This window comes from Desulfobacter curvatus DSM 3379 (assembly GCF_000373985.1).
Classification (GTDB): domain Bacteria; phylum Desulfobacterota; class Desulfobacteria; order Desulfobacterales; family Desulfobacteraceae; genus Desulfobacter; species Desulfobacter curvatus.
The window spans coordinates 16,513-33,625 of the sequence record NZ_KB893058.1 but is presented as its reverse complement, the minus strand read 5'-3'; the positions used below and the strand labels follow the sequence as shown (position 1 = coordinate 33,625).

The window sequence follows — 17,113 nt, the reverse complement described above, 5'->3', positions numbered from 1 at the left end:
GACATGGCTGCAAAAATCTCGAAATATTTTATCCTGACGGCGTTGTTCTTTTTTTTAATCGGATGCATCGAAGGGGTTATGTTCCCCACAAAATTTCAGTTTAAGGCCTTTTATACGACGCTTTTCCATGTGCCTTCCGATCAGATCAAACCCTTTTTCAGCTATTTTGTCACCAAGATCCATACCCATGTAAATCTTATCGGGTGGCTCTCTTCCGCGGTGATGGGCGTGCTCTATTTTATTGTACCCCAGATCAGCGGTGTTGAGCGTTACAACCGGTGGTTGGCCTATGGTAACTGGGGTGGCCATACCCTCGGACTGTTGCTCGTTATTGCCGGGTTTCATCTGATCGGCATTTTCGGGCTTTCTTCGGGGTTTACGGCGGGCTCCCCTGAATTTCGCAGTGTGGCCGCTCCTTATAGAATGCTTGTGTCTGCCGGCGGGATTTTGATTACCATTTCAGCGGTTTTGTTCATCTGCAACATGCTGATGTCCCTGTTGGGTGAGCCGCATTCTCCTCTATCCGGGGAGAGGAAAGAACACATTGAAAATATGAAAACATCCGGCTGGTTCTCTTTGTTATCCAAAGCACAACGGGCTTGGTTTTACGGGACCCTTGCCGTAATGCTCGCCATCATCGCTTTTGGCATGCTCATGGACGCTTCCGGCGGGAAAAAGAAGCCACTGTCCCCATTCAGTGTTGGCATGTCCATAAAGCAGATTGCCCCTAGCCTGAAGGTTACGGGGAAAGCCCTTGCCAGAGAGCTGGGCCTGCCTCTGAATGTTCCCAAGAATAAAAAGCTTGCCGGCCTGAACGTCCAGCCTGAAACCCTTGACCAAGCCGTACACCATCTTCTTTCCCATCGCGGCAGCACGCTTAAGTATTATGTGTATGCCGCTCTGGTGTTGGGTGGGCTCGTGTTCTTGGCAAGACTGGGTCGTCCGGATTTTTCCGATATTAAACAAAGAAAAAGCTGGTACCCCAGAACGCCTTATATCGTATCCCTTCTGGTTTCCGTGGTTGTTGCCGGTTTTCTGCTGGGGAAATCACCCAATCCCATGGAAGGGGTTGTCAAAGTGTTCAAGTCAATGGTGGGGCTGTATCCCGATCCCGCAGCAAAGGTGATGGCTTTTGTTTTTTTTATGGCCCTTGCCATTGCCGGAAACAAACTGGTCTGCGGTTGGGCGTGTCCGTTCGGGGCATTTCAGGAGTTGATATACAGCATTCCGGTGCTCAAACGGATCAAACAAAAAAAACTTGCCTTTGCATTGACCAATACGATTCGGGTCCTTGTTTTCATCGTCATGCTGATGCTTTTGTTTGGTGTCATCGGCCGGCGCAGGGGATTTGTTATATACCACTATATTAATCCCTTTAATCTGTTTAACATGGATATTGAAAGCATCAGCGTTGCTTTGGCAATTCTTTTCTCCTTATTGGGATCGTTTCTGTTTTACCGTCCGTTCTGTCAGTTTATCTGTCCTTTCGGGCTCGTCTCATGGATGGCTGAACGGCTCAGTATCTTTCGTGTCCGTATTCATAAAGACCGGTGTACCCAATGCGGGGCCTGTATTCAGGCGTGTCCGCTTGGCGCAGCAAAGGGGCGTGTCCAGGACACGATATTACCGGCGGACTGCTTCAGTTGCGGGCGTTGCCTGAACGTCTGTCCCTTTGATGCCATTCAATACGGACCTGTGTTTAAGAAATTGCAATGAAGATGAAGGGAAAAAGAGTGAGCCACGCCGCCACCAGGAACCTGAATGTTGAACCATGATGATATTTAAAAAGACTTTTGTTTTGATGCCGTTGCTCCTGTTTCTGCTTTTTACAGCAGCGGTTGTCTCCCTTTGCCTGGGACGCTATCCCGTCACATGGGGTGACATATATGATTTTTTTACAGCGGTTTTGTCCGGCCAGAGCCTGGCAGGGTGTCGAAGGCTTCAGATTTTGAAAAATCTTTTTATCGATATCCGTTTGCCGCGTATCGTAGCCGCCATGCTGGTGGGCTCTTCTCTTTCCGTGTCAGGTGCGGCGTTTCAATCCATGTTTATCAATCCTCTGGTATCACCGGGCCTTTTAGGGGTATTGGCCGGGGCTTCTTTTGGGGCGGCTTTGGGCATGGTCGCCACAAACACCTGGTTCGCTGTTCAGATCAGTTCTGTTGTCTTTGGCCTTGTGGCTGTTGCCGTCGCTGTCGGAATGGCGGCGATATACCGTGGGGACAGGCTGTTAATGCTTATTTTGGGCGGCATTATCAGCAGTGCGCTGTTTACATCACTTTTGTCAGTGGTGAAATATCTGGCAGATCCCTATAGCCATCTTCCGGCAATTGTTTACTGGCTCATGGGCGGTTTTTCAACAATAGATGCAAAAACAGTCTGGGCCGTATGCATTCCCATGGTGTTGGGTATCATTATTTTAATTTCCCTTGCAAATTACCTGAACATCTTGAGCATGGGCGATGAAGAGGCACGTTGCCTGGGGGTGAATGTGCGCTTGATTCGTATAATGATGATTTTTCCGGCCGCCCTGATCAGCGCACTGACCGTGGCACTGGGCGGGATGATTGGCTGGGTGGGGCTGGTTATTCCCCATATCGCCCGTATGCTTGTGGGGCCGGACAACCGAAAATTATTGCCGGCATCGGCTGTTATCGGTGCTGTTTACCTGCTGGTGGTGGACGATATTTCAAGGCTTGTTTTCACTGTGGAAATTCCCATTGGTATCCTGACATCCCTGGTGGGAATTCCTTTTTTCGCCCTTATTCTGGGAAAATCAAGGAAAGGTTGGAACTAATGAGTTTTATATGCATTGATCATGTCACCTATGGATATGGTGAAAAGTCCGTTTTAAACGACATCAACCTGACCTTGGAAAAAGGTGAAGTCGTCTCGCTGCTGGGACCTAACGGAAGCGGCAAGACAACACTTTTGAAGGTCTTGCTGGGACTTTGCCGTCCCCAAAAAGGAGAGGTCCGCCTTGAGGGACGCCCTGTCCGGCACATTAACGCCAAGGCCCTTGCCCGGCGGGTCGCCTATGTGCCCCAGACCCACAAAATCTCCTTTGCCTACCGGGTGATCGACGTTGTGCTCATGGGCAGAATGCCCCATAAGCCCTTCTTTTTCCGGTACTCAAAAGAGGATGAGGGTCAGGCACTTGAGGCCCTGGAGCAGCTTTCCATTGCCCATCTTAAGGACCGGCCCTATACCGAGGTGAGCGGCGGAGAGCGCCAGATGACCCTGATCGCCCGGGCCCTTGCCCAGGGGGCTGATATTCTTGTGATGGATGAACCTGTCAGCGGACTGGATTACGGCAATCAGATCCGCCTTCTGGCGCAGATCGCCACGCTGGCGGATAACGGTTACACCTTTATAAAAACCACCCACTTTCCCGAACATGCTGTCTGGATATCGGACCGGGTGGTCATGCTCAAAAAAGGTCGGGTCTTGGCAAACGGCGATGCCCCTGAGGTCGTCAATGAGGAAAATCTGTATCTTCTTTACAATACGGATATCGGTATGGCGGATCTTGATGAAGGCCTCAGGGTGTGTGTGCCCCGGACGATGCTCGACCACGTTAACAAAAAAAAGCCGGCGGATTCTTTCAATTGTTTTACCCCGAACCCTTTGGGTCAGGTTTATTTAACTCATTAATTTTACATGGAATGATATGAAAGTATGTACAAAATTTAAAGTCATTTTCATTGCAACGGTTGTCTTTATCTGGGGGGCCGGCTTTTGCCATGCAGGATTGATAACGGATATGCATGGTCGAGAGGTTGAGGTTCCTGATCAGATCCATACGGTATTTGGCACCAGCCCCCCTGTCTCCTATATGCTTTATGCCATTGCTCCGGAACTGGTTGCAGGCCTTAATTTCCCCTTCAGGGAAAAGGAGAAACAATATCTGCCGGCCCGTTTGCAAACGCTTCCGGTGGTCGGCGGATGGTTTGGCCAGGGACGCAAGCCCAACCTGGAAACACTGATGCAGGTCAATCCCGATGTTGTTCTGGCATGGTATATGAAAAATTCTCCTGTCAGCCGTAAAGCAGAGGAGATGCTGATCCCCATGGGGTTTAGGTTGGTTTACATCTCTTTGGACAAACTGGAAGATTATCCTGAAACCTTTCGATTTCTGGGACGACTGCTTCACCGCGAAAAACGGGCAGCAGCACTTGCAGATTATGCACAAGAAACCATAGATCGGATCAAGGCCGTACGAGACGCCATACCTGAATCTGATAAGGTATCCGTTTACTATGCCGAAGGCATGGACGGTCTGAGTACGGAGTGTGACGCTTCTGTCCATGCCGAGCTTCTCTCCCTATGCGGTGGAAAAAATGTCCATATCTGTCCTTCCCGGACCATTTACGGCATGGAAAAGGTTTCCATAGAGCAGGTCATGCATTACGCGCCGGAGGTGATCGTTTCCTATGAACAAGGGTTTTATGACGCAATATTTCACGATCCGCGATGGCAAAATATCCCTGCGGTCCAAAACAAGCGGGTATACCAGATTCCCAGTGCTTCTCTTAACTGGTTTGACCGTCCCCCTTCCTTTATGAGGCTTCTGGGGGCCAGATGGTTGCTCAATAAGTTATATCCTGAAAAATATGATGTGGATATTGTGGACGAAACCCAAAGATTTTACAGCCTTTTTTTAAATGTGTCCCTGAATCGGAAAGCAGCCGCGGATATTATAGAACCGTGACGGACTGCCCGGATATTGGAATCTACGGTTGAGTTTGAAATAAATATTAACCCCAAAACCCGGCTCTGCCGGAATTTTTAAACAAGAGGGAAGAAAGATAAATGGTAAAAAATACAATACATAAATTGATAAAGCGCATGATTTTGATTCTAGTGGTTATTGTGACGGTTCCTGCTGCCTGCTTTTCCGAAGAAGAAACCGTTTATCAACTTCCCGAGACGGTTGTAAAGGGCACGTTTGAGGAGCAGGACTTTATAGGCCCGCTGTTCACCGAGACCAGCACAAAAACAAAGGTTACGGAAAAGGGAATCAATGCCCTGGGACCTTCTTCCACCATGTCCGTCCATAAAGCCATAAGCCTTATTCCCTCCGTAAATCAACAAAGTGTGGATCCAAGCGGTCTTGCCGATATCAGCAATTATCATGAATCTTTCAGATTCAGAGGGGTTGAAGCCACAGGCGGCGGAAATCCTTCAACCCCTGTCAATGTGGAAGGTGTCCCTGTGAGCGGTAGACCCGGGGGTGGGGTAACCATATATGACATGGAAAATTTTGATACAATATCCATCTACAAAGGCGGTGTGCCGGCGGACCAGGGCTTTGGCCTGACAAATATCGGCGGAAAAATCGACATGGAAGTAAAAAGGCCTGTTGATGAATTTAATTTTAAACTCAAACAGGTGGTGGGCAGTGAAGATTTCAGGCGGACTTTTCTTCGCCTTGATACGGGTAAATTCCCAACTGAAACCAACGGCTTTATCTCATACTCCAACACCAGTGCCGATAAGTGGAAAGGAGAAGGGGAGTCTGACCGGGACAACGCAATGATTGGGCTGTCACAAAAAATCGGCAGCAAACTGAAGATAGAAGCGTTTTCAATTTATAACAATTCCGAGGTAAATACCTACAGAACCCTGAATTACACACAGGCAGAGTCTTTAAGCGACAATTATGAATTTGATTTTACCAATGATAAAAACGACTATTTTTATTACGGGTATAACAAGGCGGAGTTTGAGGATTATAACGTTTTCGGCAAGATTGAATACCGTTTCGATGATAATTCCACGTTGCTGTTTAAGCCGTTCTACTGGAATGACCAGGGCAGTTACATGGAAACAATAACAATGAAAAACGGGAATAACCGCATCAGAGAATGGGATATTGATCATGACATGAGCGGGTTTTTAAGCCAGTATTCAACCCGTATACAATCCGTTGACCTGACGGTCGGTTTTTTTAATCTTCAGCAGGAGAGGCCGGGTCCGCCAACTTCATGGAAATTATATAAAGTGTCGTCAGGTGAACTTGTATTCGACAAATGGCAGGCCCTGTCCGACAGCTCCAAGCACCGCCAGAACACCCCCTTTATTTCGGGTAAATACGCCAACGGACGATTTACACTCCAAGGCGGCGTTAAATACCTCAGATATACCATGCCCTCCATAAAGACCTATAATACAACCGGCATCGGCGATGTCAGTTATGAAACTGCGATTTCCATGGCCACATCCATTGATGAGGATGCCTGTGCGGGTTCCAGGGATTTTAACAAGCTGCTTCCCAACCTGGGGGGCAATTACAAGATCAATGAGGAGCTTAGCACCTATGTCTCCTATGGCAGAAATTATGGCATGAGTGTAAGTCTTTACCCCTATTTTATTTCCCAGAAACAAGCCTTTTACGCAAAAGGGATTACCCTGCAGGATCTATGGGATAAACAGGAACTGGAAACCGTTGACAATTTCGATATTGGATTAAGATACATTACAGACAAACTGTATGTGGTCCCCACACTCTATTACGCCCGCCATAAAAATAAAGCTGCAACCTATTATGACCCTTCCCTGGAGGTTTCATATCCATCCACCAATGCAGAGGCCGAAGCATACGGATTTGAATTGGAGGCCGGGGCATTGGTATCCGAAAATTTGTCCCTTTACGGATCTTTTTCCTATAACCGGTTCTTTTTTACACAAGATATTTTTAACAGCGACGGCTCCGTTAATGCCGTTGACGGGGATCAGGTTCCCGATGCACCGGAATTCTTATGCAAGGCAATTGCAAGCTACCGCATAGGTAAATTTGTTCTTTCGCCGATTGTTAAATACACGTCCAGTAGATACGGGGACATTGAACACGATGAGAAAATTGACGGTGCCGTGATATTTGACTTTGATTTGACCTATAAGGTCGGTGCTGTCCCTAAGATGAAAATCAAAAATCTTGATTTTTCTTTGACGGTCAATAATATTTTTGACAAGGAATATATCAGTATAATCAATACCACTGACTACAAAACACTTGGTTCAACCTACCAAACCGGCGCGCCTTTTACGGTTTTTGCGTCTGCTTCTGTTACTTTCTAAGGATTGTGGGATGGACCGGGGGGAGTACCCGTTTCCCTCGTCCATCCCGTCTGTGCAATAGGTGTAAAATCCGACACCGGGCACAACAGAAAACCTGCAGATTATTGGGGTCCCCTAAATCCGTTACAATCGGAATTTTTCTTTGTTAACTGTTCTGTGATGCCGTTGAAGTGAGTTTCAAGCGGAGGGAAGGCTGGGTGACGGGCATGTAGCTGATCAGGGTTGTATTTTGTAGATTTGATTGTTGATTTTCAATTGACAATCACAGGCTGTGACATATGCTCAAATTTTTTAATAAAAGGATGACCAAAGCCCCGAAAGTATATTTCTATGATACCGGACTTCTGTGCTACCTTCTCAGGATTAACAATGTTGAGCAGCTGAAAGTGCATCCCTTGCGAGGTGCTGTTTTTGAAAACTGGGTGATTGCTGAATATGTAAAAATATATGCCAACAATGGCCGGACCGCACCGCTGTATTTCTGGCGGGACCAGCATGGCCATGAAGTTGATCTGGTAATTGACCATGGAGTGGATCTTGAGCTGGTAGAGATTAAAAGCGGCATGACAGACATCTGGGATGAAAATCAGGGCCGGATCAGGTTTGCATCCCATTAAAAAAATTGATCATTCCGCTCCAATGACCATCCGGCGGGCAATAAACGCTTTTATAATGTCTATTGCCCTGTCCGTTTCAGGTCCCGCTTTGAGTGCAAAATTGTGTGGCATGTCAGCAAACCATTCAAGGTCAACAACGCCCCTTACGTTTCGGTACGCTTCCGCAAACCGGTCTATGGAGGAAAGGGGCAGGTTGGTGTCCTTCGTTCCCTGGATAATCAATGCCGCAGGAAGGTCCAGGGTTTCGTTTCTTTCAAGGGCAAGAAGCGGGTTTCCTTCCTTCATGGTTTCCATATCCCCAAAATACGCATCAGTGGCATGGACCAGAAAGTCACGGTCATTCTGCTTTGCATACAGATACCGTGCATACGGGTCGATCACCGGCCAGGCGCCGATAACATAGGCCAGGCGTGCATCCATACCCTCTGCTTCCGGAAGATTCAAGCCCCCATAGCGTACATCAAAGGGGCGCATGGCTGAAAGGAACAGGGTATGCCCTCCGCTGGACGTTCCCAATCCCCCCATGCCGTCCGGAACGGCATTGAACTCCCCGGCATGGGCCTTGGCCCAGCGCGTTGCAAAATTTACATCCATCACCTGGGAGGGGTAAGGGTCCGCCGGAGCCTTCCGCAATTCAACTGCCACCACGACCAGCCCGCTTCCAGCCAAAGCCGTATCAAGAATTTTATTATCGGCACACCCACCTGTCCCCCAGGCCCCGCCATGGACATCCAGAAGAATGGGGAAGGGCCCGCCACCTTCGGGCATGTAAATGCGTGCTGACCAGGCCGCATCATTATCCTCCCGGTAGGTTACATCATCGACCCGAACGGTGTATTTGCTTTTTGGATTGTAATAAATCATGTCTGTCATAATACTCGTCGTCCTCATTCACTTTGACAATTTGGATCAATCGTGGTTCGTTCTTCACACGACCTATCCTTCTTTGTCAGGTAACTGATAAATCAATGGACCTTTGCGTTAATATTAGACTACTTTCTGCAGAAGTTACTATAAAATAATCGACCCACAAAGTCAGAAGATCTATTATGAAATAAATGGGTGCCGGTGAAGAAAGGAGACAAAATGGTTAAAAGCAGCGGAGGCAACAGGCGTAACGCAATAGTCAATCTCGCAGCCTTTGTGGTTGTGATTGCCGGAATGAAGGCGGCAAGTTCGCTTATTGTTCCTTTTTTGCTGGCACTTTTTTTAACAATAATCAGTTTGCCGCTTATGCTCTTTTTGAAAAGAATCAAGGTTCCCGATGTTATTGCATTCCTGTTGATTTTGATGCTGGTGATTGGGCTGTGGATGTTGCTGGTTGTTATTTTAGGATCAACCCTTCAGGAGTTTACCCGCAGTATGCCCGCATATCAGGACAGGATGAAACAATTGATAAGCGACGGCTACACCTGGCTGCTGGCCCATGATATTGCCGTTGACAGGTCCATGGTTGATTCAATTTTTGATCCCGGCAAGATAATGCAGCTTGTGAGCAGTGTGATGAACAGTCTGGTGGCGATTTTAAAAAATGTTTTTTTTATTTTATTGATGTTTGCCTTCCTGATTATCGAGGCCAGCGGTATTCCGGATAAGATTAAAACGATCCGGCATAACAGGGCGGACAGTCTTTCATCCTATGACGCGATTATCGGTATGGTGAACCGGTATCTGGGAATTAAATTCATAACCAGTTTTATAACCGGTGCCATGATTTATATGGGACTTCTGTATATAGGCTTGGATTTTTCCATCCTTTGGGCAGTATTGAGTTTTATTCTCAATTTTGTTCCTACCATCGGATCACTGATTGCATCCATTCCGGCCATATTGCTTGCCCTTGTTCAGCTTGGTCCGGTGTATGCGTTTGGTACGGCCTTACTTTTTTTGTTCGTTAATACAGTGGTCGGGACCATCGCAGAGCCCCGCATAATGGGGGAGCGGGTCGGCCTTTCTTCCATAGTTGTTTTGTTGTCGCTGATTTTCTGGGGGTGGGTGCTGGGGCCCATGGGGATGCTTCTTTCCGTGCCGTTGACGATGACTGTGAAAATTGCATTAAGCGAAAACGAATCCACACAGTGGATTTCCATTCTTCTGGCCCCCAATAGTGAGCTTTCCAGGTTTAAGCGACTCGGCAAAAAATAAATCCCACATTTTGCTTGCCTTTTTATCCGTATTCTTCGTTGCGACTTAAGGGCCCATATTTTAATATGCTCCCTAAGCCGCGCCTAAGTTCACCCTTTACAGACACAGTGGCTAAACTCAGAGATCACAGAGCACTTTAGAATGTGACAAGTTTATTCCTCCCGCCCTCTTTGGCTTGATAGAGGGCGACATCCGCTCTCTTAAGTGCCGGCTCCAGATTTTTTTCAGCCGGCACATCAACCTCGGTTGCACCGATACTGACTGTAAAGTGAACTTGTCCGCCGGATTCGATTTTAACGGTGGATTCTTCGATTTGCCGTCTGATTTTTTCACCAAGCGTGCGGGCACCATCAATTCGGGTATTCGGGAGCAGCAAAACAAATTCTTCTCCGCCATAGCGGCAGATAATATCTCCCGTTCTCGACATATTCCGCAAATTTTCAGCCATGGTGATAATAACGGTATCCCCTACATCATGGCCATGGGTGTCATTAATCCCTTTAAACTTGTCAATGTCGATCATCAGCACCGACATGGCTTGGGACTCCCGTTTGCTCTGGCCAAGAAGATTTGCAGAGATGTTGGCAAAAGATCTTCGATTGTAGAGTTTGGTCATAGGGTCCGTGGTCGCCAGAATCCGTAATTCTTCTTTTGAGGCTTCCAGGTCTTTTATCAACTGCTGCAACGTCAGTTCCCGCTTTATGCGGGCCAATAGTTCCTTGGGTCTGAACGGTTTGGCTATATAATCAATGCCGCCGGCGTCATATGCCTTTTCAATGGCATCCTCATTTGTCTGGGCTGTGATGAATATTACCGGGATCGCTCTGGTGAGATAATTTTCTTTCAACAGGGTGCAGACCTCATAACCGTCTATTTCCGGCATGATGATATCCAAAAGGATCAGATCAATTTGTTTTTTTTCGACAATGTCCAGCGCTCTTTTACCGGTTAGGGACGGGATCACGTTGTAATGTTTTCCCAAATGCGTCAGCAGAATCTCTATATTGCTTTTCGTATCATCAACCACCAGAATAGTGTATTGTTTTTCCATTTTTCATATCTCTGCTATTTTCTTTAAGGCTTGGTCAAAGTCGTACTCGTCAAGCGCCTCTTTAACACGGGAGAGGATTTCATCGGTTTCACCCGGGAAGCGGTATCGGGTAAGTTCATTCAACACCGGTTCGTATCGGACCGGCTGCATTGACGCGATTGCCTCCTTGAGCCGGGCCAACAGATCCTGCGCCTCCCCGGCCGCGATTTGATCTGTCCGGGCAAGGGGCAGACCGGTTTCCGGCATTTTTTCTTCAATCTCCGCAATCAGCCGGGCAAGGGTTTCATTAAATTCGGGCACAAGGGTTTTGTCCCGGGTTTCATCCAGAATTTTTGCGACCTTATGCAAAGCCGTCGCGCCGATATTGGCGGATAAGCCCTTGATGGTGTGCGTCGTTTTTTTTAAAAGGTCATCATCCAGATCTTCTATGTTTAAGCCCTTATAAGCATCTTTAAAGTCGCAAATTATTTTTTTATAAAGCGTTTTGTTGCCGGCCATATTTTTCAGCCCCTTGGCTACATCAATTAGCTCAAACCCCGGCAATGTTATCTTTTCTTCTTGGTCTCCCGCCTCTATCGGCAGGACTTGTGATGGTTCACTTTCTTTGACGCGGATATACTTCAGCAGGGTTTTATAGAATTGTTCAAAATCAATCGGCTTGTTGAGATGGCCATTCATACCGGCTTTTTCAGTTCTGATGATATCCTCTTTCATGGCGTTGGCGGTCAGGGCGATGATGGGGATCTCATTGTCCCGTTCCCGAATCAGCCGGGCCGCCTCGTATCCATCCATGACAGGCATCTGGATATCCATTAGTATCAGCTCATATTTTCCCGGGTTCCGACCATGGGCGGCTACCGCTTCCTTGCCGTTGTTTGCCACATCAATCAGGATGCCGTTGTGCTGTAAGAGCCCCTGGACAATTTCCTGATTCGTGACGGTATCTTCAACCAAAAGGATTTGGGATCCTGTCAATTTTTTGATCTTCCCGGCAAGACGTTCATGCTGAACTTGTTCCCGGTAGCTTGTCTGGATTTCACCCGATAATACACAAGACAGGATATCATACAAGGCTGACGGGTTGATAGGTTTCTGCAGAAAAAAATGGATGCCCTCCTCCTTGGCCTCCCGGACAACCGTATCCTGCCGGAAACTGCTGAGCATGATGACGATTGGCGGTTGTTCTTTTTTGCAGTGCTCAGATTGGCGGCATTTTTTGCACATTTCTCTTATTTTTCTGGTGGTTTGGATCCCATCTATCTTCGGCATCTGCCAATCCATGAGGATCAGATCATATGGTGTGATACAGGATCGGATCATTTCAACGGCCTCGAAACCACTATAGGCTGAATCCGCCTGGAGCCCGAACACTGCCAGGGTGGTTTTTAGTGTTTCATGCCATGTCGTACTGTCATCAACAATGAGAACCTTATTGCCGTTAAATGTCTGATGCGCTTCATTTTTCCCTGGGTCTTCGCTCAGTTCGATCTCAAAAATAAAGCTGCTGCCCCTGCCAGGTTCGCTTTCCACCCATATCCTGCCGTTCATCAGGCCGACCAGTTGTTTGCAGATGGAAAGACCCAGGCCGGTACCGCCGTATTTCCTTGTGATGCTGTCGTCAGCCTGGGAGAATGATTGAAAAAGCTTGGTCTGCTGTTCAGCCGACAAGCCGATCCCGGTATCTTTGACTTCAAACCGGACGTGGTCTTTTCCGGCCTTGCTGATGTAAAGCCCGACCTCTCCTTGTTCTGTGAATTTAACGGCATTTCCCATCAGGTTAACCATAATTTGAGAGATACGAAGGTTGTCTCCGACATAGTACCTGACAATGCGTGGACCATATTGAACGATAAGTTCCAATCGCTTTTTATGGGCCTGGAGCTCAATGAGATTGATCACCCGGTCCACAGCCCGGAACAGGTCGAACCCGCCTTTTTCGATGGTCATCTTGCCTGCCTCGATTTTGCTGAAATCCAGGATGTCGTTAATGATGCCTAGAAGAGACTGTGCACTGTTGTCGATTTTTTTAATATAATTATGCTGTTCATCATTTAATTCCGTCTGGAGGGCCAGGTAAGCCATGCCGAGAATGCCGTTCATGGGGGTCCGGATTTCGTGGGACATTTTAGCCAGAAAATCAGCTTTTATCCGCGTTGCGTTTTCCGCCTGCTCTTTGGCACGGGTGATTTGCCGGTTCATAATAGACAGGCGCCGCATCCAGAACAGCCCTACTGCGAACAGCAGCAGAACAACGCCGAGGGTCTTCCAGAGCAGGCTGTAGTCAAATTCATGGGCGTAACGGACCGACTTCCATTGTGAGAGAATTTTATTAATGTCCTGCTCTGTCAGTGACGCCACTGCTTTGTTCAGGATATTATGCAGCAGGGGCTGGTCTTTTTGTACACCGATGCGCAGCTCTTTTTTATAGGGTGCATTACCGATGATTTTAAGATTGTAGAACCCCATGCTTGGGATGCGGTCACCGGCACTGAGCAGGTAGTCCGCGGTTAGGTCCGCCCGCCCGTCGGACACCATCCGATAGGCTTCGGTATAATTGGGGGCTTCAATAATATGAAGACTTGGAAAATCCTTTTTCAAGAGTTCCGTGAGGCTGTAGCCGGGAACCAGCACTATTTTTTCATCGATAATCTCACTGGGTTCTGCCACATAGGGATGTTCGAAGGTACCGATAAATACAGTGTGACCAGTCAGATAAGCAGAGGTGTAGTTCATGTAGGTGTTGCGTGACTGTGTTTGACTGAGCATGGGGATGATGTCGCACTGCTTAGCCTTGAACAGTTGCAATGATTCTTTCCAGGTCTGACTTTTTACCAATTGTAATCTTAATCCCGCACGTTTGCTGATCAGACGCATGATGTCCGCACCAATGCCTGTGTGTTTGCCTTCTCTGATTCCCTCGTAAGGCATCCAGTCCGGGTCGACGCATATGCGGATCATTCCATGGCTTTTCAGCCAAGCGCGTTCTTCAGCTGTGAGATCAATGTGTTTGACTTTATCTGACACCAGTGTTTCTCTGCCGAACCATCTGGATTGCATTGTTGTCAACTCGTCAACCGTAATGCTGTCCATGGCTTTTTGGATAGCGGAGCGCAGCAGCGGCCAGTCGTTGCGAATTGCAAAACTTGCCGGGCTGGCTGTTAGGATCGGATTTTTCCGGATCTGAAATGAAACCAGGTTTGGAATACCGCGGGAGATAATGTGATACTTCATTACCTCATAGGTAGAGATGGCAGCATCCAACTCGCCGGATTGTACGGCGTTCAGCAGAGAATTATGATTCTTGTAGGTGCGCAATTTAATCTGGGGGTAATGCGTATGAAGTAGATTTTCGATAAGATAACCTTTGATAACGCCTACCATTTTACCTGAAAGTTTTATGAGTTTATTCGCGTCGGTATTTTCGCGTTGAGTGGTAATCCCCCAGGAATGGGACATATAGGCGTCACTGAAAAGTGCAAATTTGCGCCGTTCTGCCGTATTGATGATCTGAGCAATGATGTCGATCTGTTTGGTTTTCAGATTATGGAGCGCTTGGTCCCAGGTTTCATTTTGGGAGTATTGAAAAACAAGCCCTAGTCGTTCGGCAATAAGCTTTGCGTAGGCGATGGCGTATCCGCTGAATTCGCCGTCTGCTTTACGGTAGGAAAATGGTGGATAGTTTTCCTCTATGTGAACTCTCTGGACAGGATGTGCGCGGAGAAACTTTTTTTCAGCATTGGTCAGATTGAGCTTTGGTACCTTTTCCTGCATGTGGATCAACCATTTTTTTCTCAACGCTTGTTTTTCCTGGTAGGTGACGGCAGCCATCGCTTTTTCCAGGATGCTGACGAGCAGCGGCCAGTCCGTACGTACGCCTATGCGGCCGTAAAATCCTTCAGCGCCGGGGAGCGTTGCATCTCCGGTGATTGTCAGGTTGGTAATCCCCTGCTCCAGCCAGAGGTTATAAATGACAGCCCCTGAGTCTATGATTGCATCTGCTTTGCCATAAGAGACCGCTTTCAGGCAGTCGAGAGAGTCCTTCCCAAGGTAGAGTTTGATGGACGGATCATATTTACGTATTGCGTTTTCATACCAGAAACCTTTGACCACAGAGACGGTTTTACCGGAAAGGTTTTCGAGTGATTTTATTTGATGATCTTTTCTGCAGGCCATGACCGGCAGGTCTTCATTGACCGGTCGTTGGACAAAAAGGGCAAATTTTCGTCGTTCCTTTGTTTCTACTAAATTGCCTATAAGATCAATTTTTTTACCCTGCAGCATGTTCATAAATTCGTCCCAGGTCGGGCCGCTGATATATTTGATCTTGATGTCCAGTTTGTCTGCCATGAGGTTGAGCAGGTCTATGACGTAGCCTTGTGGCTGGCCGTCCTGATAAAAGTTAAATGGTTTCCAATTCTGTTCGTTATGGGCGCGGATGATCGGGTGATCTTTCAGAAATTGTTTTTCTTCAGGAGTTAAGGAAATGGCTGCGTTGCCTTTCCTTTTAAAGTTAAGTTGAATATTCCAGCGGGCTTGAAGATCCGTCAGTTCCTGCCGGGAAAAACTTTGGAGTGCCTTATTGATGATGCTGTTGAGTTCCGGCAAGTCTTTTCGCGTGGCAATGTTTGTATAGAGGGGCTCCCCAATAGGAAAAGCCAGGTCGATATAATTCAATACGCCCATCTGCTGGGCAATGGAGAGCATGTTGCGTCCAAAAACAGCACAGTCAGCCTCTCTTGAAATGACAGCGTTGATCATTTCCCGTATCGTATTTTTGTAGATTATTTGGGGTTCTGATAGGGATTGAATCATTTTTTTGATCCTAGGGGCATTCCTCAGTGTTGCCAATCGCTTATGTCTCAAATCCTTAACCGAGTTCAGTCCCAGAGGATTTCCCGCCCCGACAATGACGATAAATTGTTCTGCCATAATGGCGTCCGAAAATAAAAGATATGTTTCCCGGTCTTTTCCCCGGACCAAAGGGAGTTGCCCTGATAAACTCCCATCTTTTACTTTTTGGTTTATTTCAAGCCAGGTGCCGTTGACAAGTTCCAGCCCCAAACCGGTTTTTTGATTGATCAATTGAATCAGGTCCGGTGCCAGGCCTGTGAGTTTGCCGTCCTTGTCGAGGATCGCGTACGGTGCAAGATCCGTGGAAGTGCCCAGGCGTATAACAGGGTGTTTGCGGATAAATGCCTGTTCTTGCTTTGTCAACTGGACGGCTCTATCAGCATGGCTGCGGTCAAATTTGACTCCGATCCAGCGGTTGGCAAGCTGGTCCCATTCTGCTTCGCTGACGGCATCCAATCCTTTCTGCAGAATAGCCTGGAGCAGTGGTTTGTCCGGCCGGATACCTAACCGAAGATCTTCCCGGCCAAAATCGCCTAACTTGAACTCATCTACAACCTTGAGATTGGTGAGGCCATTTCTGCGGATAAAGTAGTTTGATGAGGTGAGGTTTTGTATGATGGCATCCACTTTTCCATAGGCAAGTGCCTTGATTTGCTCATCCATGCCGGCAAATCTAAACAGCTTCATACCGCCCAGTTCCATCAGCTCTTTTTCGTAAAAAATATCTTTCTGGATACCGATTGATTTTCCCTGCAGACTCTGCAACCCTTTGTACGGTCCGAAATCTTCCCGGACAAAAATCGCGGTGGGGATTTCATAATATTGGGAGGTATACAGGGTGAAAGGCTCACGCTCTTTTTTGTAAGAGATGTCGGTGATGACATCTACTTGTCGGTTCTTAAAATTTTCCAGATTGTCCGTCCAAAGCCCGATTTTTTTATCGAACTGCAATCCGGTTTGGTTCGCCAGAAGCTTGAGCAGGTCATTGACATACCCTTTGTGCTTTCCATCCTCCACATATGAAATGGGCGCATTGTCCGGTAAAATGGCGATGCTGGCCGTTGGATGCTCCTTTAGGAAGACTTGTTCATTTTCTGTGAAAGGAGGGCGGGGTTCAGCAAAACTTTTGTTTGGGAGCGCATTCAGTATAATCAGAAAAGCAAACGCAACTAATCGATGATACAATGACTTTTTCATTCAGTCTCCACAGATCGGACCCCTCTTGATATTAAAATGATTGGGTCGCTAAATTTAGCATTGCCAGGATAAATTGTCATGGGGTCCTTAATTTCGATAGTATATTGTTAATTCATAAAAAGTGAAACTAAAAAACAAATAAGTGATCCTAAGGCGGATAATTAGCGTATCA

At 47.3% G+C, this 17,113-nt stretch carries 10 protein-coding genes; 7 read left to right on the top strand and 3 right to left on the bottom strand.

The window, feature by feature from the left end; translation table 11 throughout:
* The first annotated feature begins 3 nt into the window (after positions 1–3).
* The 6 genes from B147_RS0113045 to B147_RS0113020 all read left to right on the top strand — a co-directional run bounded on the left by B147_RS0113045 (position 4) and on the right by B147_RS0113020 (position 7,697).
* Positions 4–1,716 carry a 4Fe-4S binding protein gene (locus B147_RS0113045; protein WP_020587645.1) on the top strand — a complete coding sequence of 571 codons (1,713 nt, stop codon included), beginning with the start codon at positions 4–6 and terminating at the stop codon, positions 1,714–1,716.
* A 55-nt stretch (positions 1,717–1,771) separates the two neighbouring features.
* Positions 1,772–2,797, top strand: a complete 1,026-nt coding sequence (locus B147_RS0113040) for a FecCD family ABC transporter permease (protein ID WP_020587644.1) — start codon at positions 1,772–1,774, stop codon at positions 2,795–2,797.
* Positions 2,797–3,654, top strand: coding sequence for an ABC transporter ATP-binding protein (locus B147_RS0113035; protein ID WP_020587643.1), 858 nt, complete (start codon positions 2,797–2,799; stop codon positions 3,652–3,654). The genes B147_RS0113040 and B147_RS0113035 overlap by 1 nt, the downstream gene beginning before the upstream one ends.
* A 16-nt stretch (positions 3,655–3,670) precedes the next feature.
* Positions 3,671–4,711, top strand: coding sequence for an ABC transporter substrate-binding protein (locus tag B147_RS0113030; RefSeq protein ID WP_020587642.1), 1,041 nt, complete (start codon positions 3,671–3,673; stop codon positions 4,709–4,711).
* A gap of 101 nt (positions 4,712–4,812) precedes the next feature.
* On the top strand, positions 4,813–7,080 hold the full coding sequence (locus B147_RS0113025; RefSeq protein WP_020587641.1) for a TonB-dependent receptor: 2,268 nt from the start codon (positions 4,813–4,815) through the stop codon (positions 7,078–7,080).
* Between the two features lie 278 nt (positions 7,081–7,358).
* Entirely contained in the window at positions 7,359–7,697 is a 339-nt protein-coding gene (locus B147_RS0113020; protein ID WP_020587640.1) for a DUF4143 domain-containing protein, read from the top strand.
* 9 nt (positions 7,698–7,706) lie between these two features.
* Here the strand turns inward: B147_RS0113020 and B147_RS28315 are convergent, their stop codons facing one another.
* Positions 7,707–8,570, bottom strand: a complete 864-nt coding sequence (locus tag B147_RS28315) for an alpha/beta hydrolase (protein WP_020587639.1) — start codon at positions 8,568–8,570, stop codon at positions 7,707–7,709.
* 213 nt (positions 8,571–8,783) lie between these two features.
* Here B147_RS28315 and B147_RS0113010 point away from each other — a divergent pair, with 213 nt between their 5' ends.
* Positions 8,784–9,842 (top strand): AI-2E family transporter, encoded by a 1,059-nt coding sequence (locus tag B147_RS0113010; RefSeq protein ID WP_020587638.1) that lies wholly within the window; start codon positions 8,784–8,786, stop codon positions 9,840–9,842.
* 136 nt (positions 9,843–9,978) lie between these two features.
* Here the strand turns inward: B147_RS0113010 and B147_RS0113005 are convergent, their stop codons facing one another.
* Complete coding sequence (locus B147_RS0113005) at positions 9,979–10,893, bottom strand: diguanylate cyclase (protein WP_020587637.1); 915 nt, start codon at positions 10,891–10,893, stop codon at positions 9,979–9,981.
* Between the two features lie 3 nt (positions 10,894–10,896).
* The gene (locus tag B147_RS30290) at positions 10,897–16,941 is read right to left on the bottom strand and encodes a transporter substrate-binding domain-containing protein (RefSeq protein WP_020587636.1); all 6,045 of its coding nucleotides are present in this window, start codon (positions 16,939–16,941) and stop codon (positions 10,897–10,899) included.
* Positions 16,942–17,113: the final 172 nt, after the last annotated feature.

Coding starts and splice junctions, on each gene's coding strand:
- B147_RS0113045 (WP_020587645.1), top strand. CDS start 4: ATGGCTGCAAAAATCTCGAAATATTTTATCCTGACGGCGTTGTTCTTT.
- B147_RS0113040 (WP_020587644.1), top strand. CDS start 1,772: ATGATGATATTTAAAAAGACTTTTGTTTTGATGCCGTTGCTCCTGTTT.
- B147_RS0113035 (WP_020587643.1), top strand. CDS start 2,797: ATGAGTTTTATATGCATTGATCATGTCACCTATGGATATGGTGAAAAG.
- B147_RS0113030 (WP_020587642.1), top strand. CDS start 3,671: ATGAAAGTATGTACAAAATTTAAAGTCATTTTCATTGCAACGGTTGTC.
- B147_RS0113025 (WP_020587641.1), top strand. CDS start 4,813: ATGGTAAAAAATACAATACATAAATTGATAAAGCGCATGATTTTGATT.
- B147_RS0113020 (WP_020587640.1), top strand. CDS start 7,359: ATGCTCAAATTTTTTAATAAAAGGATGACCAAAGCCCCGAAAGTATAT.
- B147_RS28315 (WP_020587639.1), bottom strand. CDS start 8,570: ATGACAGACATGATTTATTACAATCCAAAAAGCAAATACACCGTTCGG.
- B147_RS0113010 (WP_020587638.1), top strand. CDS start 8,784: ATGGTTAAAAGCAGCGGAGGCAACAGGCGTAACGCAATAGTCAATCTC.
- B147_RS0113005 (WP_020587637.1), bottom strand. CDS start 10,893: ATGGAAAAACAATACACTATTCTGGTGGTTGATGATACGAAAAGCAAT.
- B147_RS30290 (WP_020587636.1), bottom strand. CDS start 16,941: ATGAAAAAGTCATTGTATCATCGATTAGTTGCGTTTGCTTTTCTGATT.